This is a genomic window from Streptomyces sp. DH-12 (assembly GCF_002899455.1).
Classification (GTDB): domain Bacteria; phylum Actinomycetota; class Actinomycetes; order Streptomycetales; family Streptomycetaceae; genus Streptomyces.
In genome coordinates this window covers 7,295,026-7,320,064 of sequence record NZ_PPFB01000001.1, presented here as the reverse complement: position 1 = coordinate 7,320,064, position 25,039 = coordinate 7,295,026, and the positions used below count along the sequence as shown (strand labels likewise).

At 73.1% G+C, this 25,039-nt stretch carries 19 protein-coding genes and 2 pseudogenes; 10 read left to right on the top strand and 11 right to left on the bottom strand.

Annotated features, from left to right (window positions below; all coding sequences use genetic code 11):
* Nucleotides 1-261: 261 nt before the first annotated feature.
* Complete coding sequence (locus C1708_RS32425) at nucleotides 262-996, top strand: IS6 family transposase (RefSeq protein ID WP_106416006.1); 735 nt, start codon at nucleotides 262-264, stop codon at nucleotides 994-996.
* Here C1708_RS32425 and C1708_RS32420 read toward each other — a convergent pair.
* From C1708_RS32420 to C1708_RS34560, 3 genes are all read right to left on the bottom strand, one after another.
* Complete coding sequence (locus tag C1708_RS32420) at nucleotides 903-1,235, bottom strand: zeta toxin family protein (RefSeq protein ID WP_106416005.1); 333 nt, start codon at nucleotides 1,233-1,235, stop codon at nucleotides 903-905. The genes C1708_RS32425 and C1708_RS32420 overlap by 94 nt on opposite strands.
* Complete coding sequence (locus C1708_RS32415; protein WP_106416004.1) at nucleotides 1,232-1,534, bottom strand: hypothetical protein; 303 nt, start codon at nucleotides 1,532-1,534, stop codon at nucleotides 1,232-1,234. The genes C1708_RS32420 and C1708_RS32415 overlap by 4 nt, the downstream gene beginning before the upstream one ends.
* 74 nt (nucleotides 1,535-1,608) lie before the next feature.
* Nucleotides 1,609-1,845, bottom strand: a complete 237-nt coding sequence (locus C1708_RS34560; RefSeq protein ID WP_198602778.1) for a hypothetical protein — start codon at nucleotides 1,843-1,845, stop codon at nucleotides 1,609-1,611.
* A gap of 2 nt (nucleotides 1,846-1,847) precedes the next feature.
* On the opposite strand from C1708_RS34560, the pseudogene C1708_RS32410 reads away from it, so the two are divergent.
* Nucleotides 1,848-2,360: pseudogene (locus tag C1708_RS32410) on the top strand (transposase family protein); the annotation flags it as partial.
* A 197-nt stretch (nucleotides 2,361-2,557) separates the two neighbouring features.
* On the opposite strand, the gene C1708_RS32405 reads toward C1708_RS32410, so the two are convergent.
* A complete protein-coding gene (locus tag C1708_RS32405; protein WP_106416003.1) occupies nucleotides 2,558-2,824 on the bottom strand; it encodes a hypothetical protein in 267 nt (88 codons plus the stop codon).
* A 503-nt stretch (nucleotides 2,825-3,327) separates the two neighbouring features.
* On the opposite strand from C1708_RS32405, the gene C1708_RS32400 reads away from it, so the two are divergent.
* Complete coding sequence (locus C1708_RS32400; RefSeq protein ID WP_106416002.1) at nucleotides 3,328-5,013, top strand: ISAzo13 family transposase; 1,686 nt, start codon at nucleotides 3,328-3,330, stop codon at nucleotides 5,011-5,013.
* Between the two features lie 13 nt (nucleotides 5,014-5,026).
* Nucleotides 5,027-6,259 (top strand): annotated as a pseudogene (locus C1708_RS35460) (helicase associated domain-containing protein); the annotation flags it as partial.
* A gap of 320 nt (nucleotides 6,260-6,579) precedes the next feature.
* On the opposite strand, the gene C1708_RS32385 reads toward C1708_RS35460, so the two are convergent.
* The 5 genes from C1708_RS32385 to C1708_RS32365 form a co-directional block, all read right to left on the bottom strand.
* Nucleotides 6,580-8,880, bottom strand: coding sequence for a lantibiotic dehydratase (locus C1708_RS32385; protein ID WP_106416001.1), 2,301 nt, complete (start codon nucleotides 8,878-8,880; stop codon nucleotides 6,580-6,582).
* A gap of 257 nt (nucleotides 8,881-9,137) precedes the next feature.
* Nucleotides 9,138-9,395: an acyl carrier protein gene (locus C1708_RS32380; RefSeq protein WP_106416000.1), complete on the bottom strand. Its 258-nt coding sequence runs from the start codon at nucleotides 9,393-9,395 to the stop codon at nucleotides 9,138-9,140.
* Nucleotides 9,392-10,462: a threonine ammonia-lyase gene (locus C1708_RS32375; protein WP_106415999.1), complete on the bottom strand. Its 1,071-nt coding sequence runs from the start codon at nucleotides 10,460-10,462 to the stop codon at nucleotides 9,392-9,394. The genes C1708_RS32380 and C1708_RS32375 overlap by 4 nt, the downstream gene beginning before the upstream one ends.
* Nucleotides 10,459-11,988, bottom strand: a complete 1,530-nt coding sequence (locus C1708_RS32370; protein ID WP_106415998.1) for an amino acid adenylation domain-containing protein — start codon at nucleotides 11,986-11,988, stop codon at nucleotides 10,459-10,461. The genes C1708_RS32375 and C1708_RS32370 overlap by 4 nt, the downstream gene beginning before the upstream one ends.
* Nucleotides 11,988-14,309, bottom strand: a complete 2,322-nt coding sequence (locus C1708_RS32365; RefSeq protein ID WP_106415997.1) for a lantibiotic dehydratase — start codon at nucleotides 14,307-14,309, stop codon at nucleotides 11,988-11,990. Before C1708_RS32365 ends, C1708_RS32370 begins: the two co-directional genes overlap by 1 nt.
* Before the next feature lie 257 nt (nucleotides 14,310-14,566).
* Here C1708_RS32365 and C1708_RS32360 point away from each other — a divergent pair, with 257 nt between their 5' ends.
* From C1708_RS32360 to C1708_RS32350, 3 genes are all read left to right on the top strand, one after another.
* Complete coding sequence (locus C1708_RS32360) at nucleotides 14,567-14,818, top strand: MbtH family protein (protein ID WP_106415996.1); 252 nt, start codon at nucleotides 14,567-14,569, stop codon at nucleotides 14,816-14,818.
* 70 nt (nucleotides 14,819-14,888) lie between these two features.
* Nucleotides 14,889-15,653 carry a 4'-phosphopantetheinyl transferase family protein gene (locus C1708_RS32355; RefSeq protein ID WP_106415995.1) on the top strand — a complete coding sequence of 255 codons (765 nt, stop codon included), beginning with the start codon at nucleotides 14,889-14,891 and terminating at the stop codon, nucleotides 15,651-15,653.
* A 176-nt stretch (nucleotides 15,654-15,829) separates the two neighbouring features.
* The gene (locus C1708_RS32350) at nucleotides 15,830-16,564 is read left to right on the top strand and encodes a Type 1 glutamine amidotransferase-like domain-containing protein (protein ID WP_106415994.1); all 735 of its coding nucleotides are present in this window, start codon (nucleotides 15,830-15,832) and stop codon (nucleotides 16,562-16,564) included.
* Nucleotides 16,565-16,721: 157 nt separating this feature from the next.
* On the opposite strand, the gene C1708_RS35455 is transcribed toward C1708_RS32350, so the two are convergent.
* Nucleotides 16,722-17,366, bottom strand: a complete 645-nt coding sequence (locus C1708_RS35455) for a LuxR family transcriptional regulator (RefSeq protein WP_241911383.1) — start codon at nucleotides 17,364-17,366, stop codon at nucleotides 16,722-16,724.
* Nucleotides 17,363-17,977, bottom strand: coding sequence for a helix-turn-helix transcriptional regulator (locus tag C1708_RS32340; RefSeq protein ID WP_106415993.1), 615 nt, complete (start codon nucleotides 17,975-17,977; stop codon nucleotides 17,363-17,365). Before C1708_RS32340 ends, C1708_RS35455 begins: the two co-directional genes overlap by 4 nt.
* A 437-nt stretch (nucleotides 17,978-18,414) precedes the next feature.
* Here C1708_RS32340 and C1708_RS32335 point away from each other — a divergent pair, with 437 nt between their 5' ends.
* From C1708_RS32335 to C1708_RS32325, 3 genes are all read left to right on the top strand, one after another.
* Complete coding sequence (locus C1708_RS32335; protein ID WP_106415992.1) at nucleotides 18,415-21,546, top strand: type 2 lanthipeptide synthetase LanM family protein; 3,132 nt, start codon at nucleotides 18,415-18,417, stop codon at nucleotides 21,544-21,546.
* A gap of 151 nt (nucleotides 21,547-21,697) precedes the next feature.
* Nucleotides 21,698-21,913 (top strand): hypothetical protein, encoded by a 216-nt coding sequence (locus C1708_RS32330; RefSeq protein WP_106415991.1) that lies wholly within the window; start codon nucleotides 21,698-21,700, stop codon nucleotides 21,911-21,913.
* A gap of 199 nt (nucleotides 21,914-22,112) precedes the next feature.
* A complete protein-coding gene (locus tag C1708_RS32325; RefSeq protein WP_106415990.1) occupies nucleotides 22,113-25,028 on the top strand; it encodes a helix-turn-helix transcriptional regulator in 2,916 nt (971 codons plus the stop codon).
* Nucleotides 25,029-25,039 lie beyond the last annotated feature (11 nt).

The following is a 25,039-nucleotide window of genomic DNA, read 5'->3' as shown; positions in this document are numbered from 1 at the left end:
TGAAGAAGTTCTTCGGCCGGTGGCGTGATCAACAGCACCGGAGCGCGAACACCCGGCATGCGACGACCCATACGCTCCGGCCACTACTGTGCTGGTTCGGCGCCGATGCGGCGATCCCCGAACAGGACGTCTATGACCTCGTCCGATGTCACCGAGGCCTGAAGGCCAGATTCCGCCGCAGACTGCCCGGCCGCGGGCACTGTCACGTTGGCTGGCGGGGTGGGGTGATCTTCGAGTTGATCATGGTGGAGGGGGTTGTCCGTGGGCGGTACGCCGCCGCCGTACAAGGGCCACCGGTATCCGGTGGAGGTGATCTCGCACTGCGTGTGGCTGTACTTCCGTTTCCCGTTGTCATTCCGTGAGGTGGAGGAGCTGATGCGTGAGCGCGGGATCGTCGTCTCCTACGAGACGATCCGCCGTTGGTGCAGCAAGTTCGGGCAGACCTACGCAGGCGCGCTGCGCCGTCGACAGCCCCAGTTCGGGGACAAGTGGCACTTGGACGAGGTCGTCATCAAGATCAACGGGCGATTGCAGTACCTGTGGCGGGCCGTCGACCAGGACGGGCACGTCCTCGGCATCCTCGTGCAGAACCGGCGGGACAAGGCCGCAGCCCGATGCTTCTTCCGCAGGCTCCCCAAGAAGACCCGCACGCCGCCGCGGGTGGTCGTCACCGACAAGCTCCGCTCCTACGGCGCGGCCCTCCGCGAGGTCATGCCCTGCGTCGAGCACCGACAGTCGAAGTACCTGAACAACCAGGCGGAGAACAGCCACCAGCCCACCCGGCAACGCGAACGGGCGATGAAAGGCTTCCGCTCCATGGGCGGAGCACACCGGTTCCTGGCCGCGTTCAGCGGCATCTCACCCCACTTCCGGCCCCGCCGCCACCTGATGCCCGCACACGACTACCGAGCCGAGTTGATCGTCCGCTTCGCCATCTGGAAGCACATCACCGGAGTCGTCGCGTCCTGCGCCATCAGCTCCGCGTACGCAGGGTGATAAGGCTTGTAGAGGTCGCTGTCGACATCCACGAAGCCGCCGTGCCGGTTGATCTGCGCGGCCACCAGTTCGGTGACCCGGCTCTTGCCGGCGCCGGGCTGGCCGACGAGGAAGACGACCGTGGGCGTCTCCTGCGACGCACGCCCCTCCAGTAGGTCAGGGACGATCCGCTCGCGGAAGATCCGCTCGTTCTCCTCCGGCGACAGCCGGTGCCGCTCCACCTCGGCCGGGTCGATCACGCCAGACCCGCCATGACCTCACGGGCGAGTGCCGCGTAGCGCGCCCGGGCGGCCGCGATCTGCTCGCGGTCAGACGATCGCAGCCCCTCGCGCTCACGGGCCAGCCGGTTCTGCGCCGCCCGGGCCGCCTCGATGACGGACCCGTCCGGCGCCGCCTTGGCCTCCTCCGCGGCAATGACGGCGCTGTAGGCGCCCACCGCCCCGTTGACTGCCTCGATCGCCGCCTCGTACGCAGCGGTGTCTTCGTTGGACCACTCGTGCGGGTCCAGCTGGTCGGTGATGGAGATGCCGTTCGGCATGAAGTCCCCCTTGTCTCGTGTTGATCATTGTCGTGTGGTTGACGTCGTCGGTGCCATGCAGATCAGGCCGATCCTCACGACGAGTTCACCCGCGCCTCCACGACGAGGGCGAGCCCCGACACGCCGATGAAGGCGGCACCCCCGGCCTTGACGGCGTCTATCGGCGACGCCCCCAGTGCTGCGGCGACGATGCCGGCACCCATGCCGATCACGGCGCCGATCAGCACGCACGTCGCGACGGACAGCTTGCGGATCGTCTTCTGTGCCTGGTCCAGACGCTGCTGTACGACGGAGTCGGCCGAGGCGGACATGGCCCGGCCTGCAGGAAGCCCTCGTCGTCCTGGGCGAAGGAAACTTCGTCATCGTCGACGGCACGCTCATCCCCATCGACCGCATCGCCGCGGACGAGCCGTACTACTCCCAGAAACACCGGAAGCACGGCATGAACGTCCAGGTCGTCACGCGTCCGGACGGCACCCCTCTGTGGTTCTCGCGCGCAACCCCGGGCCGCACGCACGACCTGACCGCGGCCCGGGCTCACGGCATCGTCCAGGTCTGCCTGACCCGGCAGATCCTCGTGCTCGCGGACCGCGCCTACCAGGGTGCCGACGCCGCCTTCCGCACCCCGTACTACCACTACAGCGAACAACCGGAGCACTACCAGCAGTTCAACCGCGACCCTGCACGACTCCGAGCCTCCGGCGAACGCGCCTTCGCTCAACTCAAGACGTGGCGGCTACTGCGGTGAGCCCGCTGTTCCACCCGCCGCATCGGCACAGCAGTCCAAGCCGTCCACACCCTGCTGACCTGCACATATTCGGGATGAAAACGGTTCACTGACCGGTGCCAGGACGGTCGCGGGTTAGACCGCGGGCAGTTCGTACATCGCGGACTCGTCAGGGGCAGGAGGGCGTACGGCCAGCGGCTTGCGCACAGTCCGGGCAACGGCCGTCATCTGCTGGACCGGGCTGCTGTCAGGTGCTGGCAGCAGCCCGGTCTCCGCGCGTCCCGGGCTCTGTGAGCTCAGCGTACGTACAAGACGTACTTCGTGTTGTTGAGGTTCCTTGGGCACTTCCACTGTGTCCACCGCGCGTTCATGGCCACGGCGTCACGGCCGTCACGTTGACAGTTCCAGAGGAACCAGTAGGTGCCGACGTTGATCCACGGCTTGGCCGCGGTGCCTGCGGCGTCTGCGGCTGAGGCCTGCCCACTGGCGCCCACCGGAGCTGCCAGGGTCAGGCTGGTTAACGCGGCGGCGAACGGGAGCCCGATGCGTGCGATCCGCTTCATCTGTCCTGTCTTCCTTGGTTGAGGTGGGTCTGTGGCTGGAGGGCGTACTGCTGGGCGTGGGATACAGGTGCCTGTCGAGCGTCTGCTCCCGGATCAAGGGCGAAACATGACGCTGCATTGACGTCTGTCAGTGCACACTTCGATTATCGACGGTATGTCGATTAAAATCAACGTTCCGTCAACTCTCTGGCGGCCGGCAGGTCGGACCTGGCCCGCTCCGATGAAGACGACGAGTTCCCAGGCGCGGTCCGCAGCGGAGCGATTACCGCCGATCAAACGACAGACCGGCACCGGACAGCTGCCCATAGACGACGTGGGCCGCGTACGCGGACAGTTCACTGGCCTGGGCCTCGTGTGAAACGGGCCCTTGCGCCACTCGATCAGCTCGCCTGACGATCTGACGGTTCAACGCCGGCCTTGGGGACCATCGGCACAGCCGTTGACGCTAAGGGCTCGCAGAGAATCAAGGTGTTGCTTCCCGTGATGCGACTCGTTGTTGTGGTATGAGCGTCTCCGACGAGGTTCGCGGTCAACTCGCTGTGAGGTTCGAGGTGTTGTTCCTACACCTTGACGAACGGCAGCGGCGGCTGATGATGGGGGCCGAGGCCCGGGTCCTGGGGCACGGCGGTATCCGGGCGGTTGCGCGGGCGGCCCGGGTCAGCGAGACGACGGTCCGCAAGGGCGTGGACGAGCTGGAGGCCGGCGAGGAACCCCTGGGCCGGGTGCGCAGGCCCGGTGGTGGCCGGAAGCGGTCCGCGGAGCTTGATCCGGGACTGCGGCCCGCGCTGCTGGCACTGGTGGAACCCGACGAGAGGGGCGATCCGATGTCGCCGCTGCGCTGGACGGTGAAGTCGACCAGGAGCCTGGCGGCCGCGCTCACCGGTCAGGGGCACCGGGTGAGCGCGGACACGGTCGGTGACCTGCTGCGGGAGGAGGGCTTCAGCCTGCAGGCCGGCGCCAAGACTCTCGAGGGCAGGCAGCACCCGGACCGCGACGCCCAGTTCCGCTACATCAACGAGCAGGCCAGAGGACACATGGACGCCGGCCAGCCGGTGATCAGCGTGGATGCGAAGAAGAAGGAACTCATCGGCGACTACAAGAACGCGGGCCGCCAGTGGCGGCCTGCCGGTGAGCCGGTACTGGTCAAGACGCACGACTTCCTGGACCGGCAGGGACCGGGCAAAGCGATCCCCTACGGGATCTATGACATCGCCGCGAACACCGGCTGGGTCACCGTGGGCACTGATCACGACACCGCCGCGTTTGCTGTCGCCTCCATCCGCCGCTGGTGGCAGGCCCGGGGCCGGCACGACTATCCGGCCGCCACCCGTCTGCTGATCACCGCGGACGCGGGCGGGTCCAACGGTTACCGCACCCGCGCCTGGAAGACCGAACTCGCCGCCCTGGCCGCCGAGACGGGCTTGGACATCACGGTCTGCCACATGCCGCCGGGCACCTCAAAGTGGAACAAGATCGAGCACCGGCTGTTCTCCCACATCTCCATGAACTGGCGCGGCCGGCCGCTGACCAGCCATGACGTCGCCGTGAACAGCATCGCGGCGACCACCACCCGCACCGGGCTGACCGTCCACGCCGAACTCGACCCGGGCACCTACGACACCGGCATCAAGGTCACCGACAGCGATATCGACGCTCTGCCCATGCACCGGCACCGTTTCCACGGCGACTGGAACTACACCCTCCACCCCCGACCTCGCGACACCACCAGCGCAGACACGGCCCCGCTGGCAGCCGGCGCCCCGTCCCCACAGCCCTGCACCGGGTGCCTGCGCAACCCGGAGCTGACCGGCATGCCCGAACCGGCGCTGGACGAACTCACCAACCAACTGACTGGGAAACTCGACGAGTTACGTGAGCAAGGACGGCTCCAGAAGCGAGGAGGCGAGCGCATCCGTGCCCGGGGCGCTGGGGCCAAGGACAAGCTGTCCGCCGCCGACAGAGTCCTGGCCACCGTGCTCTACCTGCGCAAACTCGGCACCCGCGATCTCCTCGCCCAGCTCTTCGGAGTCAACACCAGCACCCTCACCAGGGCCGTTCACCAAGTCCAGCCCCTCCTGGCCGAGCACGGCTGCACCATCCCACCCTCGACAGCCAGATTCCGCACACCCGCTGACGTCACCGCGTTCCTCGCCCACAGCAACCCCACAAAGATCAAACCAGCATGTTGATTCTCTGCGAGCCCTAAAGGGCCTGCGCAGTCCTGATGAGCGCCTGGTCGAGCAGCTCGCCTCCCGCGCGCTCACGAACGGCAAGCGCAAGGTCCACGTCCGGCGCGACGAAGAGGGGCGGATCGTCGGAGCCGGCGGCGAAGGTGACGGTAAGGAGCAGAAGCAGAACGAGACGCAGGCCGCCGCCGAAGCTGCCCTGCTGCACTTCTCCAGCCCGCGCGACGCCGTGACCATCGCGGCCTTCCTGCGGACCCGGGTCTGCCGGCCCGAGTCCCTGGTCTGGCTGGAGGGCTGCCAGGCCCTGCTGCGCTGGCGGATGGAGAACGAGATCACTGAGCTGTACGCCATTCCCTACGACATCGAGGCCGAGGTTGGCGCGACGAAGGCGTGCCCGCTGGGCAGGTGGGTGCACCAGCAGCGCAAGGCGCTGCGGGCGGGTGAGCTGGAGCCGCACCGCAAGGAGCTGCTGGACGCGCCCGAGGCCGGGATGGTCTGGGAGCCGGGCGAGGAAGCCTGGGAGAACAAACTCGCCGCGCTGCGCTCCTTCCGGCGAGCCACCGGACACCTCGCTCCGAGGAGGATGCCGTCTGGGACGATCCGGCCGGCGGCGGCTTTGTGCCTGTCGGGCAGTACATGGCCAACCTCCGGCGCAAGAATGGTCTCGGGAAGGACCCGCGGCGGGCCGCCGTACGCGCGGCGCAGCTCGCCGCGGTCGACTCGGAGTGGGACTGTCCCTGCCCCCTGGACTGACAGCGCCACTGCCGCGTGCTCGCCGACCTGGTCGACGCCGACGGGGTACTGCCCGACATGGTCCCTGGGGTGCTGATGGACGGTGACGACATCGGACGCTGGCTGAAGCGGCAGAAACAGCCCGGCGCCTGGAAGGAGTTGTCGGCCGAGCAGCAGGAACGGCTGACCGTGCTGGGCGTGCAGCCGCTCGAGGGCCGGTCTTCCTTCCCGGCGGGGGCGGCCCGGGCGGGGGCCGGTGGTACGGCGGCGAAGGGCACGGGCAAGGCGCAGCAGGCGTTACAGCGGGGGCTTGCGGCCCTCGCCCAGTGGGTGGAACGGGAAGGCGCGCACCGGCCGGTGCCCCGCGGGCACGCGGAGGAGATCTTGGTCGGCGGTGAGGCGGAGCCGGTGACCGTGAAGTGGGGGGGCGTGGGTCCCCAACACCAGGACCCGGCGGGACAAGCTCACCGCGGAGCAGCTGGACGCGCTTCGGGAGCTGGGCGTCCGGTGGGCGTGACGCTCGCCTGACCGGGGGCGCCAAGCCGAGGTTGCGGTTCCGCAGCGGGGGGCCATGTGTGCACGCATCTGGTTCAGTCTGTCGGCGAGGGTGTGCATCGACGTGGCGGTACTGGCCGCGTGGTGCAGAGTGTGAGGGCCTTGTGTTTCGCCGGGGACAGGGAGGGGTCTCGCCGGGCTTCTCGGAGCCGGCGGTGTGAAGCGCGCGTCGTCCGCCGTCGCGCGCCCGGTCGGGAGTGAGGCGCAAGCCGTCGGTGGCCTGTCCGGCGCCGTGGCCGCCGCTGCTGGAGATGCGGTCGGTCATCAGGACCCCCTTCCGCCTCACTCCCCTTCCGCCTCGCTGCCCTGCGTGTCGAACGCGACGAACCTCAACTCCGATGTGTAGCGGTGGCCCTCGTCGTCCGTGAGCCAGGTCTGTTCCGGGGTCGGGAGCATTTCCGTGAACGTCGCCGTGGCGGAGGGGTCCTTGCGGGCGAGTCGGCGCAGGGCCTTGGCCAGGATGGTGACGTAGATCGGGCTGTCGAAGTCGACGTAGAACGGGCGGGACTCGGTCGGGGAGACGACGAACACGAAGCGGGGCAGGCCGAGGCGGCGCTGCCAGTGGCGGGCCCGCACGAAGCGCCGGGCCTCGTCCTTGTCGTCGGCGAACGTGGCCTGCGCGGCGGGCAGTTGCCAGGCCTCGCGGGCGATGACCAGGCGGTCGAGCGTGACCCGGGGTGTGTGGGCGGCCGGCCGCAGCGGCTGGAACAGGTCCATCGACAGCGTGGTCAGGACGTGGGAGAAGACGTCGATCGCGGGGAAGAGCGCGCCGTCGGGCAGCCGGACCACCAGGGCACCGTCTTGTTGCTCGACCAGCGCGTCGGCGCTGCGGACGGCGCGGGGGCGGGCCGGGTCGGCCGTGAAGTCGGTGAGGGCGACCTGGTAGTCCTCCGGGCGGACCAGCGTGTGCCGGACGCGGGCGGAGAGCCGGGCCCGGTGCTCCTTGGCAATCAGCGGCATCAGCCGGGGACCGGGGTGGTCCTGGTCGGTCAGGGCGAACAGCTCGCCGGGGTCCGGGTGTTGATGGGTGAAGAGCGAGGCGCCCACGGTGTTGGCGGCCAGGTGCAGCTCACCGAGGACCAGGGTCACGTCACCTCGCGCGGCGGCCTCAGGGCCGTCGGCGGCCATCATGATGTCCGGGCTGAGATAGCGGGCCGCCGTCCAGCCCTGGCCGCCCTCGAACTCCCGCCGCACGGACTCCTCGATGTCGGCGGCCCGCCGGGTGACCCTGCGCGCGTCTTGCGGGATCGCGAGGATCCGCTGCCAGCGCTCGGCGAACTCTTGCTGCACCTCGCTCGCCGCCGCAGGGGCGGTGCCGTGCAGCACGGGCAGGCACGCGAACCAGAAGGAGGCCAGGTCGACCGGGTCGCCGCCGGCGGCAAGGCGGCGGTGCACCGTGCGTATCTCGCTCTCCACGACCGCGGCCAGCCGGGCGGTGAGCCAGCTCGCGCTGTCCATCAGCAGGCGCAGCGGGGACAGTGCCTCCACGACGGCCGGGCCGAGGCGCGCCGTGGCCGAGCGCCGGGCGTCGCTGTAGACGAGGGCGCGGCAGGGGGCGGTGGAGGCCGATTTCTCGCGTGTCGCGGCCGTGTCGGTGAGTGTGGTGAAGTCGCGCTCGAGGTCCTGGAGTGCGGTGAGGAGGGTGCTCTCGTCGGTGGCCGCCGCCACTTTCGCCCTGCCCCGTTCCAGGAGGTCGAGGGCGTCCAGGCCGCGTCGTCTGAGGTTCGGGTCGCCGACGGTCGACAGCCAGTCGCGCAGGGCGCGTTCGGGGTGGGTGCCGGCCGGGACCTCCAGTCGCCAGGTCACCCAGCGGCGGGCCACCAGGTCGTGCAGCGTCCGGGTCACGTCGGTGCCGGGGAGGTCGGCGGTGATGTCGCGGGCTGGACGCACGCCGTCGCAGCGGGCGAGGACCGCTGCCTCGGAGTCGGACAGCGTGGTCGGGCGGCGGCCGGGCACGCGTGCCCGGTTGTCGTTCAGCACGACGAACGGGACCGGTCTCGGGGCGATCCACTCGCGCAGCACCGGGTCCGCGTCCAGCATCCTGGCCACCGCGTCGATGCCCCAACTCGCCCAGTAGACAGTGGAGTCGGCGATCAGGCCGGTGCCGGGGTCGACGTGTGCGCCGGATGCCGCGGGGTCCCAGCGGCCCCAGCCGACGGGGCCGAAGAAGCCGATGGTGTCGTTCTTCACGCACAACCGCTGCCAGTAGTGCGCGACGAGTTCCTCGCGCTGGCGGGGCATGCTGCTGCGCTTGTCGGTGTCAGGGTTGAAGCGCAGGAACGGCGCGATGCCGGAGTCGAGCAGCGGGCGGTTCTGCCAGGCCAGGGCCTGACGGAACGCCGGGGTGCGGGCGATGTCCTGCAGCACGTGCGCGGTCTTCACAGCGGCGGTGCCCAGTTCGGCGGCGAAGGCTTCCCATTCGGGGCCGGACAACGGCGTGTCCGGGAGGAACATGTCAGCGGCCTCGGCCAGACCGGGCGGGGCGAGGCGCAGCACGCCGTCGGCCGGAAAACCCGGCCCGCGCAGCGCGAACTGGTTCCACAGGCGCCACCTGCCGAGGTACGGCACGAGGTCTTCGGACATGACGGCACTCCTTTGACGCGTGTACGGGACGAGGCAGGGGTGTGGTCGTGGGTGGCTGCGCCGCATCGTGACGCTACGGCTTCAAAAGGGAGGTGTGTGTGGTGGGGGTGGGAGCTGTCGGTCGGTGCCTGTGGCCGCCCGGGGCCGCCCGACAGGCGCAGGTGCCTGCGCCTGTCGGGCGGCCCCGGGCGGCATGGGGTGCCTGCGCCTGTCGGGCGACATCAGGGCGGCACAGGCGCCCGCGCCTGGTCCTTCCCTCAGCCGCGGCCGAAGTCCGCGTCGACGACCTCGGCGAGGTCACGCGGGGTCGGGTAGGCGAAGACCAGGGAGACCGGGATGTCGTCGCAGCCCAGCGTCTGCTGGAGGCGGCCGGTGACCTGAAAGGCCGCCAGGGAGTCACCGCCGGCCTCGTAGAAGTCGGTGTCCGCGGTGAGGCCGGGGTGGCCGAGGACGTCGCGGAAGATGTCGACGAGCAGGTCGAGGGTGCTGACGGCGGTGGCGGAGTTCCCGGTCATGGCATGTCCTTCCGAATGGTTGCGGTTTCGGTCGTGGTCGTGGTCGTGGTTGTGGTGAGGGTGTGGAGCCGGGCGGTGGTGTTGCCGCCGGAGACGACGGCCACCGCGGCTTCGCGGCGCCGGGCGGCCCGCAGCGCTCCGGCGACGGCGACGGCGCCACTGGGTTCGGCGTCGACACCATGGCTGTGCAGCAGAGCCGCCGCGGCGAGGATCTCGGCCTCGCCGACGGCGACGAGGTCGTCGACCCGGTCACGGATGACCGGGTAGGTGAAGCGGCCGGGCCGCTGCCCGCGCAGGCCGTCGGCGACGGTCCGGGCCGGCGGCAGCAGGACCGGGTGCCCGGCGGCCAGGGAGCGGGCGTAGCGCGGTGTGAGCGCGGGCTCGACACCGACGACACGGACGGGATGTCCGGCGGCGGCGAGGCAGACACCGGCCAGGAGACCGCCGCCGCCCACAGGAACGTAGACCGTATCGATGTCGGGGGCGTCGGTGAGGACTTCGGCGCCGACCGTGCCCTGGCCCGCGATCACCAGGGGGTGGTCGGAGGAAGGGACGAAAGCGGCGCCGGTCGTCTCGGCGATCGCCCGGGCCCGTTCCTCACGGTCGGCCACCCCCCCGCCGGCCTGGACGACCCGTGCGCCCAGGGCGCGGATGGCGGCGGCCTTGGCGGGGGCCGCGCCGGCGGCCAGGACGACGGTCAGTTCCAGACCGAGGGTGCGGGCGATACGGGCAAGAGCGATGCCGTGGTTGCCGGAGGAACCGGTGACGACGCGGTCGGCACCGAGAGCCAGGACGGCGTTGGCGGCACCACGTGCTTTGAAAGAGCCGCCCCTCTGGAGATGTTCGGCCTTCAGAAGCAGGCCTGGACCGCAGACGGAGGTCGTCGGGCCGGGCAGCAGGGGCGTGCGCACGGTGTACGGGGCGATGCGGGCCGCGGCGACAGCGAGATCGGCGGGCCCGTGCACGCGGAACGCGGAGTGCGGGACGGCCGCCGGCGCGGCCGGGCGACCCGCCGTGGCCGGACGGCCGCTCGTGGCCGGACGAACCGTCGTGGCCGGTGCGCTCATACCGTGCCCCCTGCGACCAGGCGTCCGCGGTCCGCCTTGCCCCCACGGGTGGTGGGCAGAACCGTGTGACGCAGGAAACGGCGCGGCATCAGGTGCGGAGGCAAGGTACGGGCCAGATGGCCGCGCAGAGCGGCGTCCGGCGTCGCATGGTCACCGGTCACGTGGGCAGCCAGGTACACGCGGCCCCGCTCGTCGGTGTGCGGGACGACGACGGCTGCGCTCACGGCGGGGTGCGTGAGCAGCGCACCCTCCACCTCGGCAGGATCCACACGATAGCCGCGGATCTTGATCTGGCGGTCACCGCGGCCTTCGTAGCGCAGCCCCTGCGGCGTCCACCGGCCCAGGTCACCGGTGCGGTACATGCGGGAGCCGGGCGGACCGTAGGGGTCGGGGAGGAACACGGCCGCCGTACGGGCCGGGAGCCCGCCGTACCCGCGGGCCAGCCCCGTACCGCCGATGTAGACCTCGCCCACGGTTCCCTCGGGGACAGGGGTCAGGTCGGGGCCGAGGACGCGGACGGTGGCGCCGGTCCGGGGCAGGCCGACCACGTCGTGGGCCGGGTCGGGGGCCGTCGGGACGTCGTGGCGGGTGGTCGTCATGGTGCACTCGGTCGGCCCGTACTGGTTGACCAGCCGGCCCCCGACCAGGGACCGGCCGCCCGCGGTGAGGAACGGCCGCAGAGACTCACCGCTGGACACGACCAGGGTGACACCGGCCAGCGGATCAAACACGTCACACTGCCCGGCCAGGTGGGTGAGGAAGGAAGGGGTGACACTGAGCAGAGCGGTGACACCATGATCACGTACCGTGCGGGCGAAATCGGCGGGGCGGAGCAGCCGGGCGCGCTCCACGAGGACGACGCGGGCGCCGGCCAGCAGGGGTGCGAAGGTGTCACGGATCGAGGCGTCGTAGCCGAGCGGGGCGGTTTGCAGGACGACGGTGTCCCGGCCGAGCTCGAAGGCGCGGGCGGTGTCACGGAGGTAGGTGTCCAGGGCCTGGTGCTCGACGAACACAGGACTCGGCTCGCCGGTACTGCCGGAGGTGTGACTGACATAGGCCAGGGCGCGAGGGTCGACGGCCACGGACGCGGAGGTGCCGGCGACCGCCGGGCGCCACACACCCGCGACCGGCACGTCCGAGACATCGAGGCCCGGCGCATCCAACTCGACCACGGGCCCGCCGAATTCGAGGGCGGCCGCGTGGGCCCTCGTGGTCAGCAGAAGGCGGGCGCCGGCACTGCGCACGAAGGAGGCCAGCCGGTCCCGGGGCTGGGTGACGTCCAGCGTGAGGAAGGCGGCCCCGCAGCGCAACACGGCCACCACGGCCGCGACGGCGTCCGCGCCGTGTTCCACAGCGACGGCACAGACGGTCTCCGGGCCTGCCCCGTGGGCGCGCAGCAGCCGCGTCACCTGCCGCGTCCGCCGGTCGAGCTGCCCGTAGGTGACGGGCCCGTCCGGGGTGTCCAGCGCGATCCGCTCCGGATGCCGCTTGGCGTGTTCGGCAAGGTCGTCGGCGAGGGTCCGCATCACCGGCCCCCCTCGGTGGTGACGGTCCGGTCGACAGCGACGAAGCGGAGTTCGGAGGTGTAGCGCCGGCCGTCGGTGTCGGTGAGCCAGGCCTGTTCGGGGGTGGGGAGCATCTCGCTGACCTTCAGCCGGGCGTCCGGGTCGGTACGGGCGAGGCGGCGGGCGGCCTTGGCGAGGATGGTGGTGTAGACAGGGCTGTCGAAATCGACGTAGAACGGGCGGGGTTCGGACGGGGAAACGACGAACACGAAGCGTGGAAGGCCGTGGCGGCGCTGCCAATGACGGGCGCGGACGAAACGCGCGGCCTCGGACTTCTCGTCGGCGAAATCGACCCCTGCGACAGGCAGTTGCCAGGTCTCACGGGCCAGGATCATGCGGTCGACGCTGATACGGGGGGTGTGCTCGCCCTCCGGGCGCAGGGTGAAACGGTCCATCACACGCTGGGTGAGAGTGTTGGCGTAGGCGTCGAGGAGGTCGTAGCGGGAACCGTCGGGAAGCAGAACCGTCAGCCTCCCGCCGACATCCTCCACCCGGACATCGGCGCCCAGCACGGTACGAGGACGGTACGGATCTCCGGTCTGGTCCACCAGCGCCACGTAGTGGTCCTGGTCGCGGTCGAGGGAGGGGCGGCTACGGGTGGACCACTTCAGCGGCAGTTCCTTCGCCAGCATCGGCAGCAACCGGGGCCCGGGGAAGTCGCGGCTGGTCTCGGCGATCAGCTCGTCGCGGTCGGGGTGCTGGTGGACGAAGAGGGAGGCGCCCATGGTGTTGAGGGCACTGTGCATCTCGCCCAGGACCAGTTCCACGTCCCCGCGGGCCAGCGCCGCCTCGTCCTCGGCGACGACGAGGACGTCGGGGCTGAAGTAGCGGGCGAGCGACCAGCCGTCGCCGGGCTCCTCGAACTCCTCGCGGAAGCGGGCGGCGAGTTCGGCGGTGGTCAGCCGGACACGGCGGGCGCCGGACGGAATGTCCAGCAACCGGGCCCATTTGGCGCGCAGTTCGCCCTGGACGGCGTCGATGAGGGCGCCGGCCTCGGGGTGCGGGGAGGGCAGGGTGTGCAGCCACAGAGCAGCGAGGTCGACGGGGCCGTCGACGGCGAGCCGGTCGTACACGGCGCGCAGCCGGGCACGGATGCCGTCGGCGAAGCGGTTGGTCATCCAGCGGGCGGCGGTCAGGCACAGCTGGAGGGGTTCCAGGTGGGCGAGCAGGCCGGGCCCGGCGGTGGCGGTGGCGGCGCGGCGGGTGTCGGAGTAGACCAGTCCGCGGCAGGGGGCGGTCCGGGCGCCCTTGGCACGTTGGGCCTCGGCGTCGGTGAGGGTGGCGAAGTCGGCTTCCAGAGCGCCGATGGCGGTGGTCAGCGCCTCGACGTCGTCCCCCGCGTCAGCGACGGCGTCGCGGCCGCGCTCCAGGACGGCGAGCTTGGCGAGGGCGCGGTCGCGGGCCTCCTCGTCGGGGACCCGTTCCACGATGGCGCGCAGGGCGCGGTCGGGGTGAGTGGCCGCGGGCACCTCCAGGCGCCAGTGGACCCAGCGCCGGCGGACCAAGTCCCGGACGAGGGCCTCGGTTTCGTCCTCGGTGAGGTCGCGGGCGGCGGCGATCTCCGGCACCGGGCGGGTTCCGTCGCAGAGCTCCAGGACGGCCGCCTCGCGTTCCGTCACCTGCTGCGCGGGCCGTCCGGGCACGCGCACGGTGGTGCCGTCGGTGCGGACGAGGGAGACGCGGCGCGGCGGGATCCAGCGCATCAGCGCGGGGTCCTCGGCGAGCACCTTGGCCAGTGCGTCGATCGCCCAGCCGGAGAAGTACACGGCGCTCGCGGCGAGGAAGGTGTCTCCGGCGCGGGTGGCGACGGCGTCCGTCGCGGCAAGGTCCCAGCGGCCCCAGCCGACGGGGCCGAAGAAGCCGATGGTGTCGTTCTTCACGCAGAACCGCTGCCAGTAGTGCGCGACGAGTTCCTCGCGCTGGCGGGGCATGCTGCTGCGCTTGTCGGTGTCGGGGTTCCAGCGCAGGAACGGCGCGATGCCGGTGCGCAGCACGGCCGGGTTCTGCCAGGCGAGGGCGGCCTGGAAGCGGGGCCGGGCGGCGACCTCCTGGAGGTGGCGGGCGGTGTCCACGGCGGCGGCGGCCAGCTCCTCGGTGAAGCCGTCCCACTCGGGGCCGGTGAGCGGGGCGCCGGGTCCGAACTTGTCGGCCGCCTCGGCCAGTCCGGGAGGGGCGAGGCGCAGCACGCCGTCGGCCGGGAAGCCCGGACCGCGCAGCGCGAACTGTTCCCACAGCCGCCAGCCTCCGCCCGGCAGCAGGACAGGTGCGTGCTCGTCCGACATCGCGTGCTCCTTCCGGAAAGGGGGTGCTGGGAGGCGACCGGCCTCGGGGCGGACGGTGGTCCGCCCCGGGTTCGCCGGGTTCTCCGGCCTGCCAGCACGGTCCCGCGCGGCGGGGGCGGGCCGACAGAGAAGATCCGGCAGCAACAGGTGCCGTGGGGTCGGCGTGTTCGTCCCTGACCTCGGTGTGCGGGCCCGGTGCACGCTGTCGGCGGCGGCCGTGACCTGCGGCCGGCCCCATCACCCGCGGGAGGTTCACCGTGACGCAACCCGACTTCGCGAACGGCGCGGACGCCGAGGAGGTCCGTCCGGACACCGACGAGGAGTACCTCGTGGTGCGCAACGACGAGGAGCAGTACTCGATCTGGCGGGCGGACCGTGAGCTGCCCGCGGGCTGGTACCCGGAGGGGGTGCGCGGCGGCCGGCAGGCGTGCCTGGACCACATCGGCGTGATCTGGACGGACATGCGTCCGCTGAGCCTGCGCCGGCGGCTGGCCGGGGCAGATGCCTGAGGGGCTCCCGGGCAGGATCCCGGGACCCTCGGCCCACGACCCGCCACCAGGGGCCTCGACGCCTGGCGCCGTGCCGCCGGGGGCCTCGCTGTCCGGGTCCGGCGCGCCGCTGGTGCTGCCGCAGCGGCTGTGTCCGGCGGTGCTGGACCTGTCGGGACTGCGGGACGGACCCGCCGCGCGGGGCCCGCGGGCCCTGCGGGCCCCGGTGGAGCTGTACCTGGCCCGGGTCGCGGAGCAGGACGCGCAGACCCTGCGGCACGCCCGTGAGGTCCTCGACGCGGAGGAGCGGGCCCGTGCCCGCGCCTTCCGGCACGGCCGGGACCGCGACGCCTACGTGGTCGCCCACGCGGCGCTGCGGAACGTGCTGAGCGTCGTGACGGGGGTGCGGGCCGACGCGCTGGCGCTGACCCGTGAGCCCTGCGCGGGCTGCGGCGGGCCGCACGGGCGGCCGGTGCTGTCCGCGTCGGGGGTGCACTTCTCCCTGTCGCACAGCGGGGGGCTGGTGCTGGTGGCGCTCGCGCCGGCGCCGGTCGGGGTCGACGTGGAGGAGCTGGCCACCGTCAAGGTCATGCTCAGCGCGCAGTCGGCGCTGCACCGGGCGGAGGCGGACGAGCTGGCGCGACTGCCCGCCTACGGCAGGCCGGCCGCGTTCACCCGTGCCTGGGTGCGCAAGGAGGCTTACCTCAAGGGTCTGGGCACGGGTCTGGTGCGCAACCCCGCGCTCGACTACCTGGGCACGGGTCCGGAGCCCGCGGACCCGGCGCCGGGCTGGGCGGTGCGCGATGTGCTGGTGCCCTCCGGCTATGCGGCCGCGGTGGGACTGCGTACGTGCTGACCGCGCACGGCAGCGCGGCGGGGGAACGGGCAACCACGTCCCCTGCCGCGCTGTCGGCGTTTCGTCGGGGCCGTGCGCAAGCGCCTGGCAGTTGGGCGCCGAGAGGTCCGACCCGCGTGCCGCCTTCACGCATCACGCACGCTTTCCACCGTGGCGACCGGTATACGATCACGCCCGTGACAGCGCCCGAACCCACCATCGTCGCCACCTCAGGCGGCTTCCGCCCCGGCCGGCGCACGCGGGTGCTCTTCGACGCCCTGGTGCACCACGCGGTCGACCTCTCCGGCGTGCACGGCCGACGGCCGCGCGTCCTCCATGTGGGGACGGCGGCGGGCGACGCCGAGATGGTCGCGGCACGGGTCTCCGAGGCGGCCCGGGTGGCGGGCTACGACCTCACTCCGCTCCAGCTGTTCCCCATGCCCAACGTCGAGGACGTCGAGGCCACGGTGCTCGACCACGACGTGGTGTGGGTGGGGGGCGGTTCGGTGGCCAACCTGCTCGCCGTGTGGCGGGTCCACGGCCTGGACGCGATCATGCGGCGCGCCTGGCGGTCCGGGGTGGTGCTCGCCGGGGTGAGCGCCGGCTCCATCTGCTGGTACCAGGGCGGCACCACCGACTCCTTCGGCCCCGACCTGCGCGCCGTCACCGACGGACTCGCGCTGCTCCCCTACGGCAACGGCGTGCACTACGACTCCGACGAGGGCCGCCGCCCGCTGCTCCACCGGCTGGTCGCCAACGGCACGTTCACCGAGGCCCACTGCACCGACGACGGGGTGGGCCTGGTCTACCGCGGCACCCGACTCGTCGAGGCCGTGGCGGAGTTGCCGCGTAAGGCGGCGTATGTGGTGCGGCGGGAGGACGGCCGGGCCGTGGAGGAGCGGATCGAGCCGCGTTTGCTTCCGTCGGCGTGACCCCGGCCCCGTACCGGCCGCCGCCTCTCGCACGACCGCGCGGGGCGACGGGTGGCCGGCCCCCGGCGCCCCCGCACCGAGTCCGCGTGTTCCCGTGCCCCGCGTCGTGAGCGCCCCCGCCCCCGACGGGGGATCGGAGACCGGGATCAGACCGGGATCAGACCAGGCCCTGGCGTACCGCGTGGGCGACCGCGTGGGCGCGGTTGCGGGCCTGGAGCCGGGTCATCAGCTCGTAGATGACGTTCTTGACGGTGTGCTCGGAACAGCCGAGGAGCAGCGCGATGTCCGCGTTGCCGTGGCCCTCGGCCATGAGCCGCAGGACGGACGTCTGCCGTGCGGTCAGGGCCGGCAGTCTCCGGCGCGTCGGACCGTCCGCACGGCCTCTGGTGCTCAGCGCTCCGGACAACTCCGGGTAGGGGATGCTCGGATGGGGGTACGCGGCCCGGTGGACGGCTCTGAGCAGGCTCTCCTCGGACAGTTCGGCTGCGTCGATGACGACCGCTCCGGCGCGCAGGATCCGTCGCCGGTCCTCGGGGGCGACGCTGTCGCAGACGAACAGGACGGGCCCGTGCGGGCGCGGCGCGCGCAACGCCTGGTCCACGTCGGCGGCGACGATCACGGTGACCGCGACGCAGGGGGCCGGCTCGTCGGCGGCGGACCGGAGTCCGGCGCGTTCGGCGAGCGCGCGGACCCGTTCCGCGCGCGGCGCCGGCACCACCCGCACCACGACGGCGGGGGTGGTCGTGACCGTGGCGCCGGAGGACGTCGCGGTGACGGGCGACGCCGTCAGGGTGGCGGTCACAGCAGGCCCGCCCGGAGCGCGTAGGCGACCGCGTGGGCGCGGTTGCGCAGCCGGAAGCGCTGGGTGATGTCGTGCACGACGGTGGTGACGGTGCGGGGCGAGTAGGCGAGCCGCTGGGCGATCTCCGCCGTCTCGTGGCCGTCCGCCACCAGGCGCAGCACCGACCGTTCCCGCTCGGACAGCATGCCCTCGCTCCAGCCGCCGCCGGAGCCGCGCACGGGAGCTTCCGGTTGGTCCAGCAGCTCCTCCAGCAGGCCGGGTGGCAGGGTGCAGTCGTCGCGCGCGGCCGCCAGCACCGCGTGGGCGAGGCGGGAGGCGTCGGCCTCGCGGCGCAGCAACAGGCCCCGGGCGCCGGCGGCAAGGGCATGCAGGACGTCTCCGGAGGCGAGGGCGCCCGCGACCAGGACGACGGCGGGGCGGTGGGGCTGGGTGCGGGTGGTGCGCACCATGTCCAGCTCGGCGGGGCCGAGGCGGTCGACGGTGAGGACGGCGACCCGCGCGTCGGCGGGTTCGCACACGGTCAGTTCGGGCCGGACGAGCAGGGTCGCGCGGATGCCTGCCTCCAGCACCGGGTCGAGTGCGACCACACTGACAGGTACGGGTGCTCCCATCTGCTGCTCCTTGGAAGTTCGTGCGCCCCTTCGACTGAGCGGGCGGTCTGGCGTGGGGACTTGGGAACACCGTGCCGTCCCCGTGACCGCCGGGGCATCGGTAGACGGACCCCACATTTGCGCGCCGGGTGCGCCCGGGTCGTGGGGGTGGGGCGGGCGGCCGGGCGGAGGCGACGGCCCAGTGGGGCCCGGGGGCGGCGCCGACCGGCCCTCTGGGGTGGGCATGGGGGGACGCGCACCCGTCCGGGTGCCCGTCTCCTGCCCGCACGGCCCGTCGCGCCCGCGGGCCGCGCGTCACGCGCGCCCGTAGGGGGACGCCCTCCCGTCCGCGGTTTCCTCGCGCCGTCCCCCGTACCCCCGCCCGTGGGGAGGGGCCGGGGAGAATATGGGGGACGGTTACCCATGTGGGGGCGCGGGAGGTCTGGGACCTTTTTCTCGTGACCGACACCGCCAACCTCCCGACCTCCCGGAGCACCGGACTCCCCGCCGCCTGGTGGGCCCCGGCGCTGACCCTCACAGAGCGGCTCGCCGCCCCCGGGCTCCCCGGGCCGGCCGCCGCGGCCGGCGCCGCCGGGCCGCTGCCCTGGGCGGTCGGCGACGCGGAGGGCTTCGCCCTCCGGCTGGACCGGCTGGGTGTGGGCGGTGCCACGGCGGCGGCCCTGGCTGCCGAGCCCGCGGAGCGTCTGGCGGAGCGGGCCGGCGAGCCCGACTGGGCGTCGTACGCGGAGGAGGTGCTGGCCGCGGCGCCCGAAGGGCTGCCGGAGGCCGGGGTCGGCGGCGAGGGTCCCGACGTGTTCGCGCCGGTCGTGCACCCCCTGGTCGCCACGGCCGCCGCCCGCCTCGCGGACCGGACGGCCGGCGTCCCGGACGCCGAGGCCACCGTGTGGCGGGACGCGTTCACCCGCCGTCTGACCCACCAGCTGGTCCGGCTCGCCGCCCGCACGCTGACCCAGGAGCTGCACCGGGCCCGGCGCTCCGGGTGCCTGGCGGGCGCCGGCCCGCGCGAGCGGTTCGCCTCCTTCGTCGCGGCGGCCGGCACCCGGCGCGGGCTGTCGGACCTGTTCACCGCCTACCCGGTCCTGGCGCGGATGCTGAGCCGGACCGCGCTGGACGCGACGGAGGCCGTGGCCGAACTCGTCGCCCGCTTCCGGTCCGACCGCGCGGACGTGGTCGCCGCTCTCCTCGACGGCCGGACGCCGGGCCGGCTGGTCCGCGTCGACCTCGGCCGCGGCGACGCCCACCAGGGGAACCGGTCGGTGGCGATCCTGCACTTCGCGGACGGCCGCCGCCTCGTCCACAAGCCCCGTCCGCTCGACCAGCACGCCCTCCTCGACGACCTGGTCTCCTGGCTCAACGCGAAGGTCCCCGGTCTGGGACTGCGCACCCCGCGCACGCTGCGCCGGAAGTCCCACGGCTGGCTGGAGTTCGTCGAGCACCGCTGGTGCTCCTCGGTGACGGAGACCGACGCCTTCTACCGCCGCCAAGGCGCCCTGCTGGCTCTGCTGTACGCGGTGGACGGCGCCGACATGCACTATGAGAACGTCATCGCGTACGGTGACCAGCCGGTCCTGGTGGACGCCGAGACGCTGCTGCACACCGGTCTCGGCCAGGCGCTCACGGCGGGCGCCGACCCGGCGGCGGAAGCGCTGGCCGCCTCCGTCCACCGCACCTGCCTGCTCCCGCACCTGCTCATCGGGGAGCACGGCGCGCTGGACATCTCCGCGCTCGGCCGGGACACCGACGGCACCTTCCCCAGCGAAGGGCTGCGCTGGGAGGACAGCGGACTGGACACGATGCGGGCGGTGCGCGGGCCGCTGGCCAGCCCCGCCGCCCAGAACCACCCGTTGCCGCACGGCGCTTCTCTCTCCGTCACGGACCACACGGCGGCCCTGCTGGAGGGGTTCCGCGCCGCCTACGCGGCGATCGTCGCCCACCGCGATGAACTGGTCGGCGAGGACGGCCCGTTGACCCGCTGGGGTGACCGTCCGGCCCGGCTCATCGTCCGCGCGACCCGGCTGTACGCCACCCTGCTCGAGGAGTCCACCCACCCCGCGCTGCTGGGCAACGCCCTGGCCCGGGAAGGGGTGTTCGCGGTGCTGTGGTCGGAGTCCGCGCAGGACCCGGCGCGCGAGCGGCTCACCGAGCACGAGACGGCGGCGCTGTGGCGCGGTGACGTCCCCTTCTTCACCCACCGGCCCACCGGCACGGCGGTGATCGCCGACGACGGTTCCTGCGTGCCCGACATCCTGCCGGTGGCCGCCGTGACCGCGGTGCGCGAGAAGATCGGCCGCATGGACGAGGTCGACTGCCTCGACCAGGAGTGGGTCATCTCGGCCACCCTCGCGGTGCGCGGGGCGAGTTCCCCGCTGGTCCGTCCCCGGTCGGAGCTCGCGCCGGCGCCCGTGCCGCCGGTGGCGCCGGACCCGTCCCGGCTGCTGGCCGCCGCCTGCGGGATCGCCGACGAGATCGCGGCCCGCGCGGTCCGCGGCGGCACCCGCACCAACTGGATCGGTCTGGAGCGGGTGTCGGGCGACCACTGGGCCGTCCTGCCGATGGGGGCGGGCCTGGCCCAGGGCTACTGCGGAGTCGCCCTGTTCCTCGCCCACACCGAGGCGCTCACCGGCTCGGGACGCTACGGCGCGGCGGCCCGCGAGGCGGTGCGTCCGCTACCGGCCCTGCTCAAGGCGCTCGCCGAGGACCCCGAGCTGAGCGAGGCCGCCGGCCCCGGCGCCTACGACGGACTCGGCGGGATCGTGTACGCCCTGGTCCGGCTGGCGGGGCTCCTCGACGAGGGACTGGAGGCGTGTCTGCCGGACGCGCTCACCGCTCTGGGGCACGCGGCGGCGGCCTGCGCCGACTCCGGTCTGGCCCAGGGGCGGGCGGGAGCCCTGGCCGCCTCGGTCGCCGCGTACGAGGCCACCGGTGATCCGGCGGCGCTGCGGCTGGCGGACCAGGTCGCGGACCTGCTGCCGCAGGCGCGCAGGGAAGGGCCGGTCACGCCCGCCGTGGCCGGTTCCGATCTCCCGTCGTCCGCCGGTTTCGCCGACGGCGCCGCCGGCATCGCCTGGGCGCTGCGGCGCTACGCGGGCCACCGTCCCGAGTGCGCCGCCCGCGCCGAGCGCTCGGCCGTCGCCCTGCTGGACTCCGGTGCGCACCACGGCGATCCGGCGGACCTGTCCTGGTCGCACGGGCTGGCCGGACGGGCCGTCGCCGGGCTGCCGAACCCGGTTGAACCGCCGGACGACGCGAGCCTGTTCGAAGCCTCCGTGCGGCTCGCGGACGCTCCCATCGGTCCCGACCTCAGCCTCGCGCAGGGCGTCCTCGGCCGGCTGGAGGCCCTGACCGTCCTGGCCGGGCAGGGCGACAGCACGGCCCGTTCGGCGCTGCGACGGCACACCGGTCACGTCCTCGCCCTCGTCGAGGCACAGGGCCACCGCTGCGCCACGCCCGACCACGTCCCCTCCCCCGGTCTGATGACCGGCCTGGCCGGCATCGGCTACGGACTGCTCCGCCTGGCCCACCCCGGGACCGTCCCGTCGGTCCTGCTCCTGCACCACCCGGACCACTGACCCGCCCCGACCACCGGCCCATCCGCACCTTCCGTGCCACTCGCTCCACCCGTCACACCGGCACCACTCGCACCCGCGCTCGTCAGCACCACGGCACCTCCCCGGATCCGAACCCGCGCGCCCACACGGGACACCAGAAGGGACCACCGTCATGGACCAGCACCTCGCCGCCGCCGACTCCGCCGAGTTCACCGCCGTCGAGTCCGCCGGGACCGCGCACACCGAGCGGGACGTCGTGGGCGGCATCACGCTCTCCGGTCGCAACCGCGCCTGCGCCCGCGCCCGTGTGCTGGCCGGCATGGTCCTCACCAGTGGCATCGTCATTACGCTGAGCAGCCTGGACACCTCGGTCTCCGCCCCCAACTGACCCTGCATCCACCTGCGTTCCACGTGATGGAGCGGGCTCGCCGCGGCGGGCCCGCTCCGCCGCGTTGCCGGACCGCCGGCCAGCGGTCGCCGGCCGGCCGTCGCGCGCACCCGTCCGACTCGCTCCGGCACATGTGCGGTTGACCTCGGCCCCGGCGCGACCTGCCCCCGGCCGACTCGGCCGATTATCATCAGCGTTCATGCGTTCCCATACGCCTTCCCTGGTCGGGCGGGACCTCCAACTCACCCAGCTCGAGCGCTCCCTGGCCGACGCCAGGCAGGGCATGGGCAGCGTCGTCTTCCTGGTCGGCGAGGCCGGGGTCGGCAAGTCCCGGCTCGCGGCGGAGGCGGTGGGCCAGGCCGTGGGCTCCGGGATGCGGGTGCTGCGTGGCCGGAGCAGCACCACCGGTCCCGCCGTGCCGTTCCGGCCGCTCACCGAGGCGCTGATGTCGCTGTTCCGCGGTGGCGATCCCATGGACGACCTCGCGCTCGGCCCCTACCGTCCGGTGCTGGGGCGGCTGATCCCGGACTGGGACACCGGGGAACGCGACAGCAGTTCCATGGTCATCCTCGGCGAGGCCGTGCTGCGGCTGCTCATCGCGGCCGGCCGCGGCCAGGGGCTGCTGCTGCTCCTGGAGGATCTGCACGACGCCGACCCCGAGACGCTCGGCGTCCTGGAGTACCTGGTCGACAACCTGGCCTACACGCCCGTGCTCCTGGTGGCGACGGTGCGCACCGACATCAGCGACGCGCTGGACCTCGCGCAGTCGGCCCGCCGTCGCGGGGCCGCCACCGTGGTGGAACTGCCGCCGCTGTCCCGGCCGCAGGTGCACGAGGTGATCGCCGCCCAGCTCGGCGTGGACAGCCCGGGCGACGTCCCCGCCGAGGTCCTCGACCGACTGTGGGAGGACAGTGCGGGCAGTCCTTACCTCGTCGAGGAACTGCTCCAGTCCATGATCGGCTCGGGCACCCTGGTGCAGGGTCCCGGTGGCTGGCGTGCCGTCGGCGATCTGCGCCGTGACGTTTCCTCAACGCTGGCGCGCGGCATCCTGCGCCGGATCGACCGGCTCGGCGCACAGGGGCTGACGCTGATGTCGGCCGCCGCGGTCCTGGGCCGTCGTTTCCCGCTCTCGGTGCTCCAGCGTGTCACCGGGGTCGACGACCGGACCCTGCTGGGCCATCTCCACGCCGGTGTCGCCGCCCGCCTGGTGGTCCCCGACGAACCCGCGCCCGACTGGTACTCCTTCCGCCACTCCCCCACGCTGGAGGCCCTGTTCACGCAGATGACGCCGGGACAGCGCGCGGAGCTGGCCCGGCGGGGCGCCCAGGCCGTGGAAGAGCTGCACCCGGCACTGGAGGGCGACTGGTGTGCGCTGGCGGCCGGTCTGCGCTGCGAGGCCGGCGACCGGGTCGAGGCGGGACTGCTCTACGCCGACGCCGGTGGTCGCGCCCTGGCCGCGGGCGCCCTGAACTCGGCGGTGACCCTGCTCAGCCGGGCCGAGTCGCTGCTCGCCGAGGGGGGTGATCCGCAGGCGCGGGCCGCCGCCCTGGAGAACCTTCTCCCCGCGCTCGCCGAGGCCGGTGACTTCGCGCGCGCCTTCGACCTGGTCGACGACCTGCACGCGCTCTGCGGAGAAGGACTGAGCCCCGTCCGGCTGGCGACGCTGCACGCCCGGCTGGCCAAGGTGGCGCACACGGCGGGGCGGTGGAGCGACGGCAACCGGCAGGTCCTCCGCGCCCGCGAGGTGCTGGCGGGCACCCCCGACGAGGCCACCGCGGCGGCCGTGGACGTCACCGCCGCCTACCTCGCCCTGGACACCCCCGGCCCCGACCGGACCCAGCACGCGGAGAAGCTGGCCCGTTCCGCCGCCGACACGGCCGAGCGCCACGGGCTGCCGATCGTCGCCTGCCAGGCCTGGGAACTGCTCGCCACGGTCGCGCGCGAGCGGGATCCGCAGGAGTCGGAGGCCATGCTCGGACAGGCGATGTCCGCGGCCGAGCGGCACCGGCTGCCGTTGCAGCGCATGTACGCGGCGACCCGCATGGGCGGGAACGCCTGGCTGGCCGAGGGCGACACCGGCGGGCTGCTGTCGGCCCGTGAGGAGGCGTTGCGGCTGGGTTCGGTGAACATCGTGCACACCGTCGACGGCATCCTCGTCCTGGACGCCGTGCTGCGCGGTCGGGACGACACGGCGCGTTCCGCCGCCGCGGAGTGCCTGGCCGTCGTGCGCCGGCTGCGGCTGGCCCCGGCCGTGCGGTACGTGGTGATGGCGCAGGCCACGCTGGAGGCGCACCGCGGTGACCGGCAGGCCATGGAGGCGACGCTGGCGGCGTTCACCGAGTGGGACGGGGCCGGTTCGCAGGAGGAGCCGCTCACCAGGGGCCTGGCCGGCGCGTTCTGCGCGCTGCTCGAGGAGAACCGGGAGCTGGCCCGCGAGGAGTTGGCGGCGGTGCAGGCCATGGAGGCGGACAACCCCTCCACCTACCATCTCGGCGGCACCCACGGACTGGGGCTCCTGCTGGACGTGCTGGAGGGTGACGCCGGCCGGGCCCGGCACGCGGAGATCACGGCGACGGCGACGGCCCGCATGCGCTGGAACCGGCAGTTCGTCCACCTCGCCGAGGCCGTCCTGCTGGGCCGGGAGGGGGCCGGCGCGGACGCGGCGGCCACCGTGGAGCGGGCGCTGGCGGCGGCGGAGCCGTATCCGGTGGCCCAGCACCTGGGGCTGCGGCTGATCGCGGACGCCGCGCACCAGGACGGCTGGGGGGATCCGGTGGGTTGGCTGCGGCGCGCCGAACACCACTTCCACGAGCGGGACATCGCGGCCGTCACCGGCGCCTGCCGGGCGGGGCTGCGCCGTCTGGGCGCCCCGGTGCACCAGCACCGCAGCGGCACCAGCGGCATTCCCGAGCAGCTGCGCACGCAAGGGGTGACGGTCCGGGAGTTCGACGTGTTCCGGCTGCTGGCGGAGCGGCTCAGCAACAAGGACATCGCGGATCGGCTGTTCATCTCGCCCCGGACGGCGGAGAAGCACATCGCCAGCCTGATCACCAAGACGGGGGCGGCCAACCGCGCGGACCTGTGCGCGCGGTCGGCCGCCCTGCGCTCGGGCTGAACGGGCCGAGG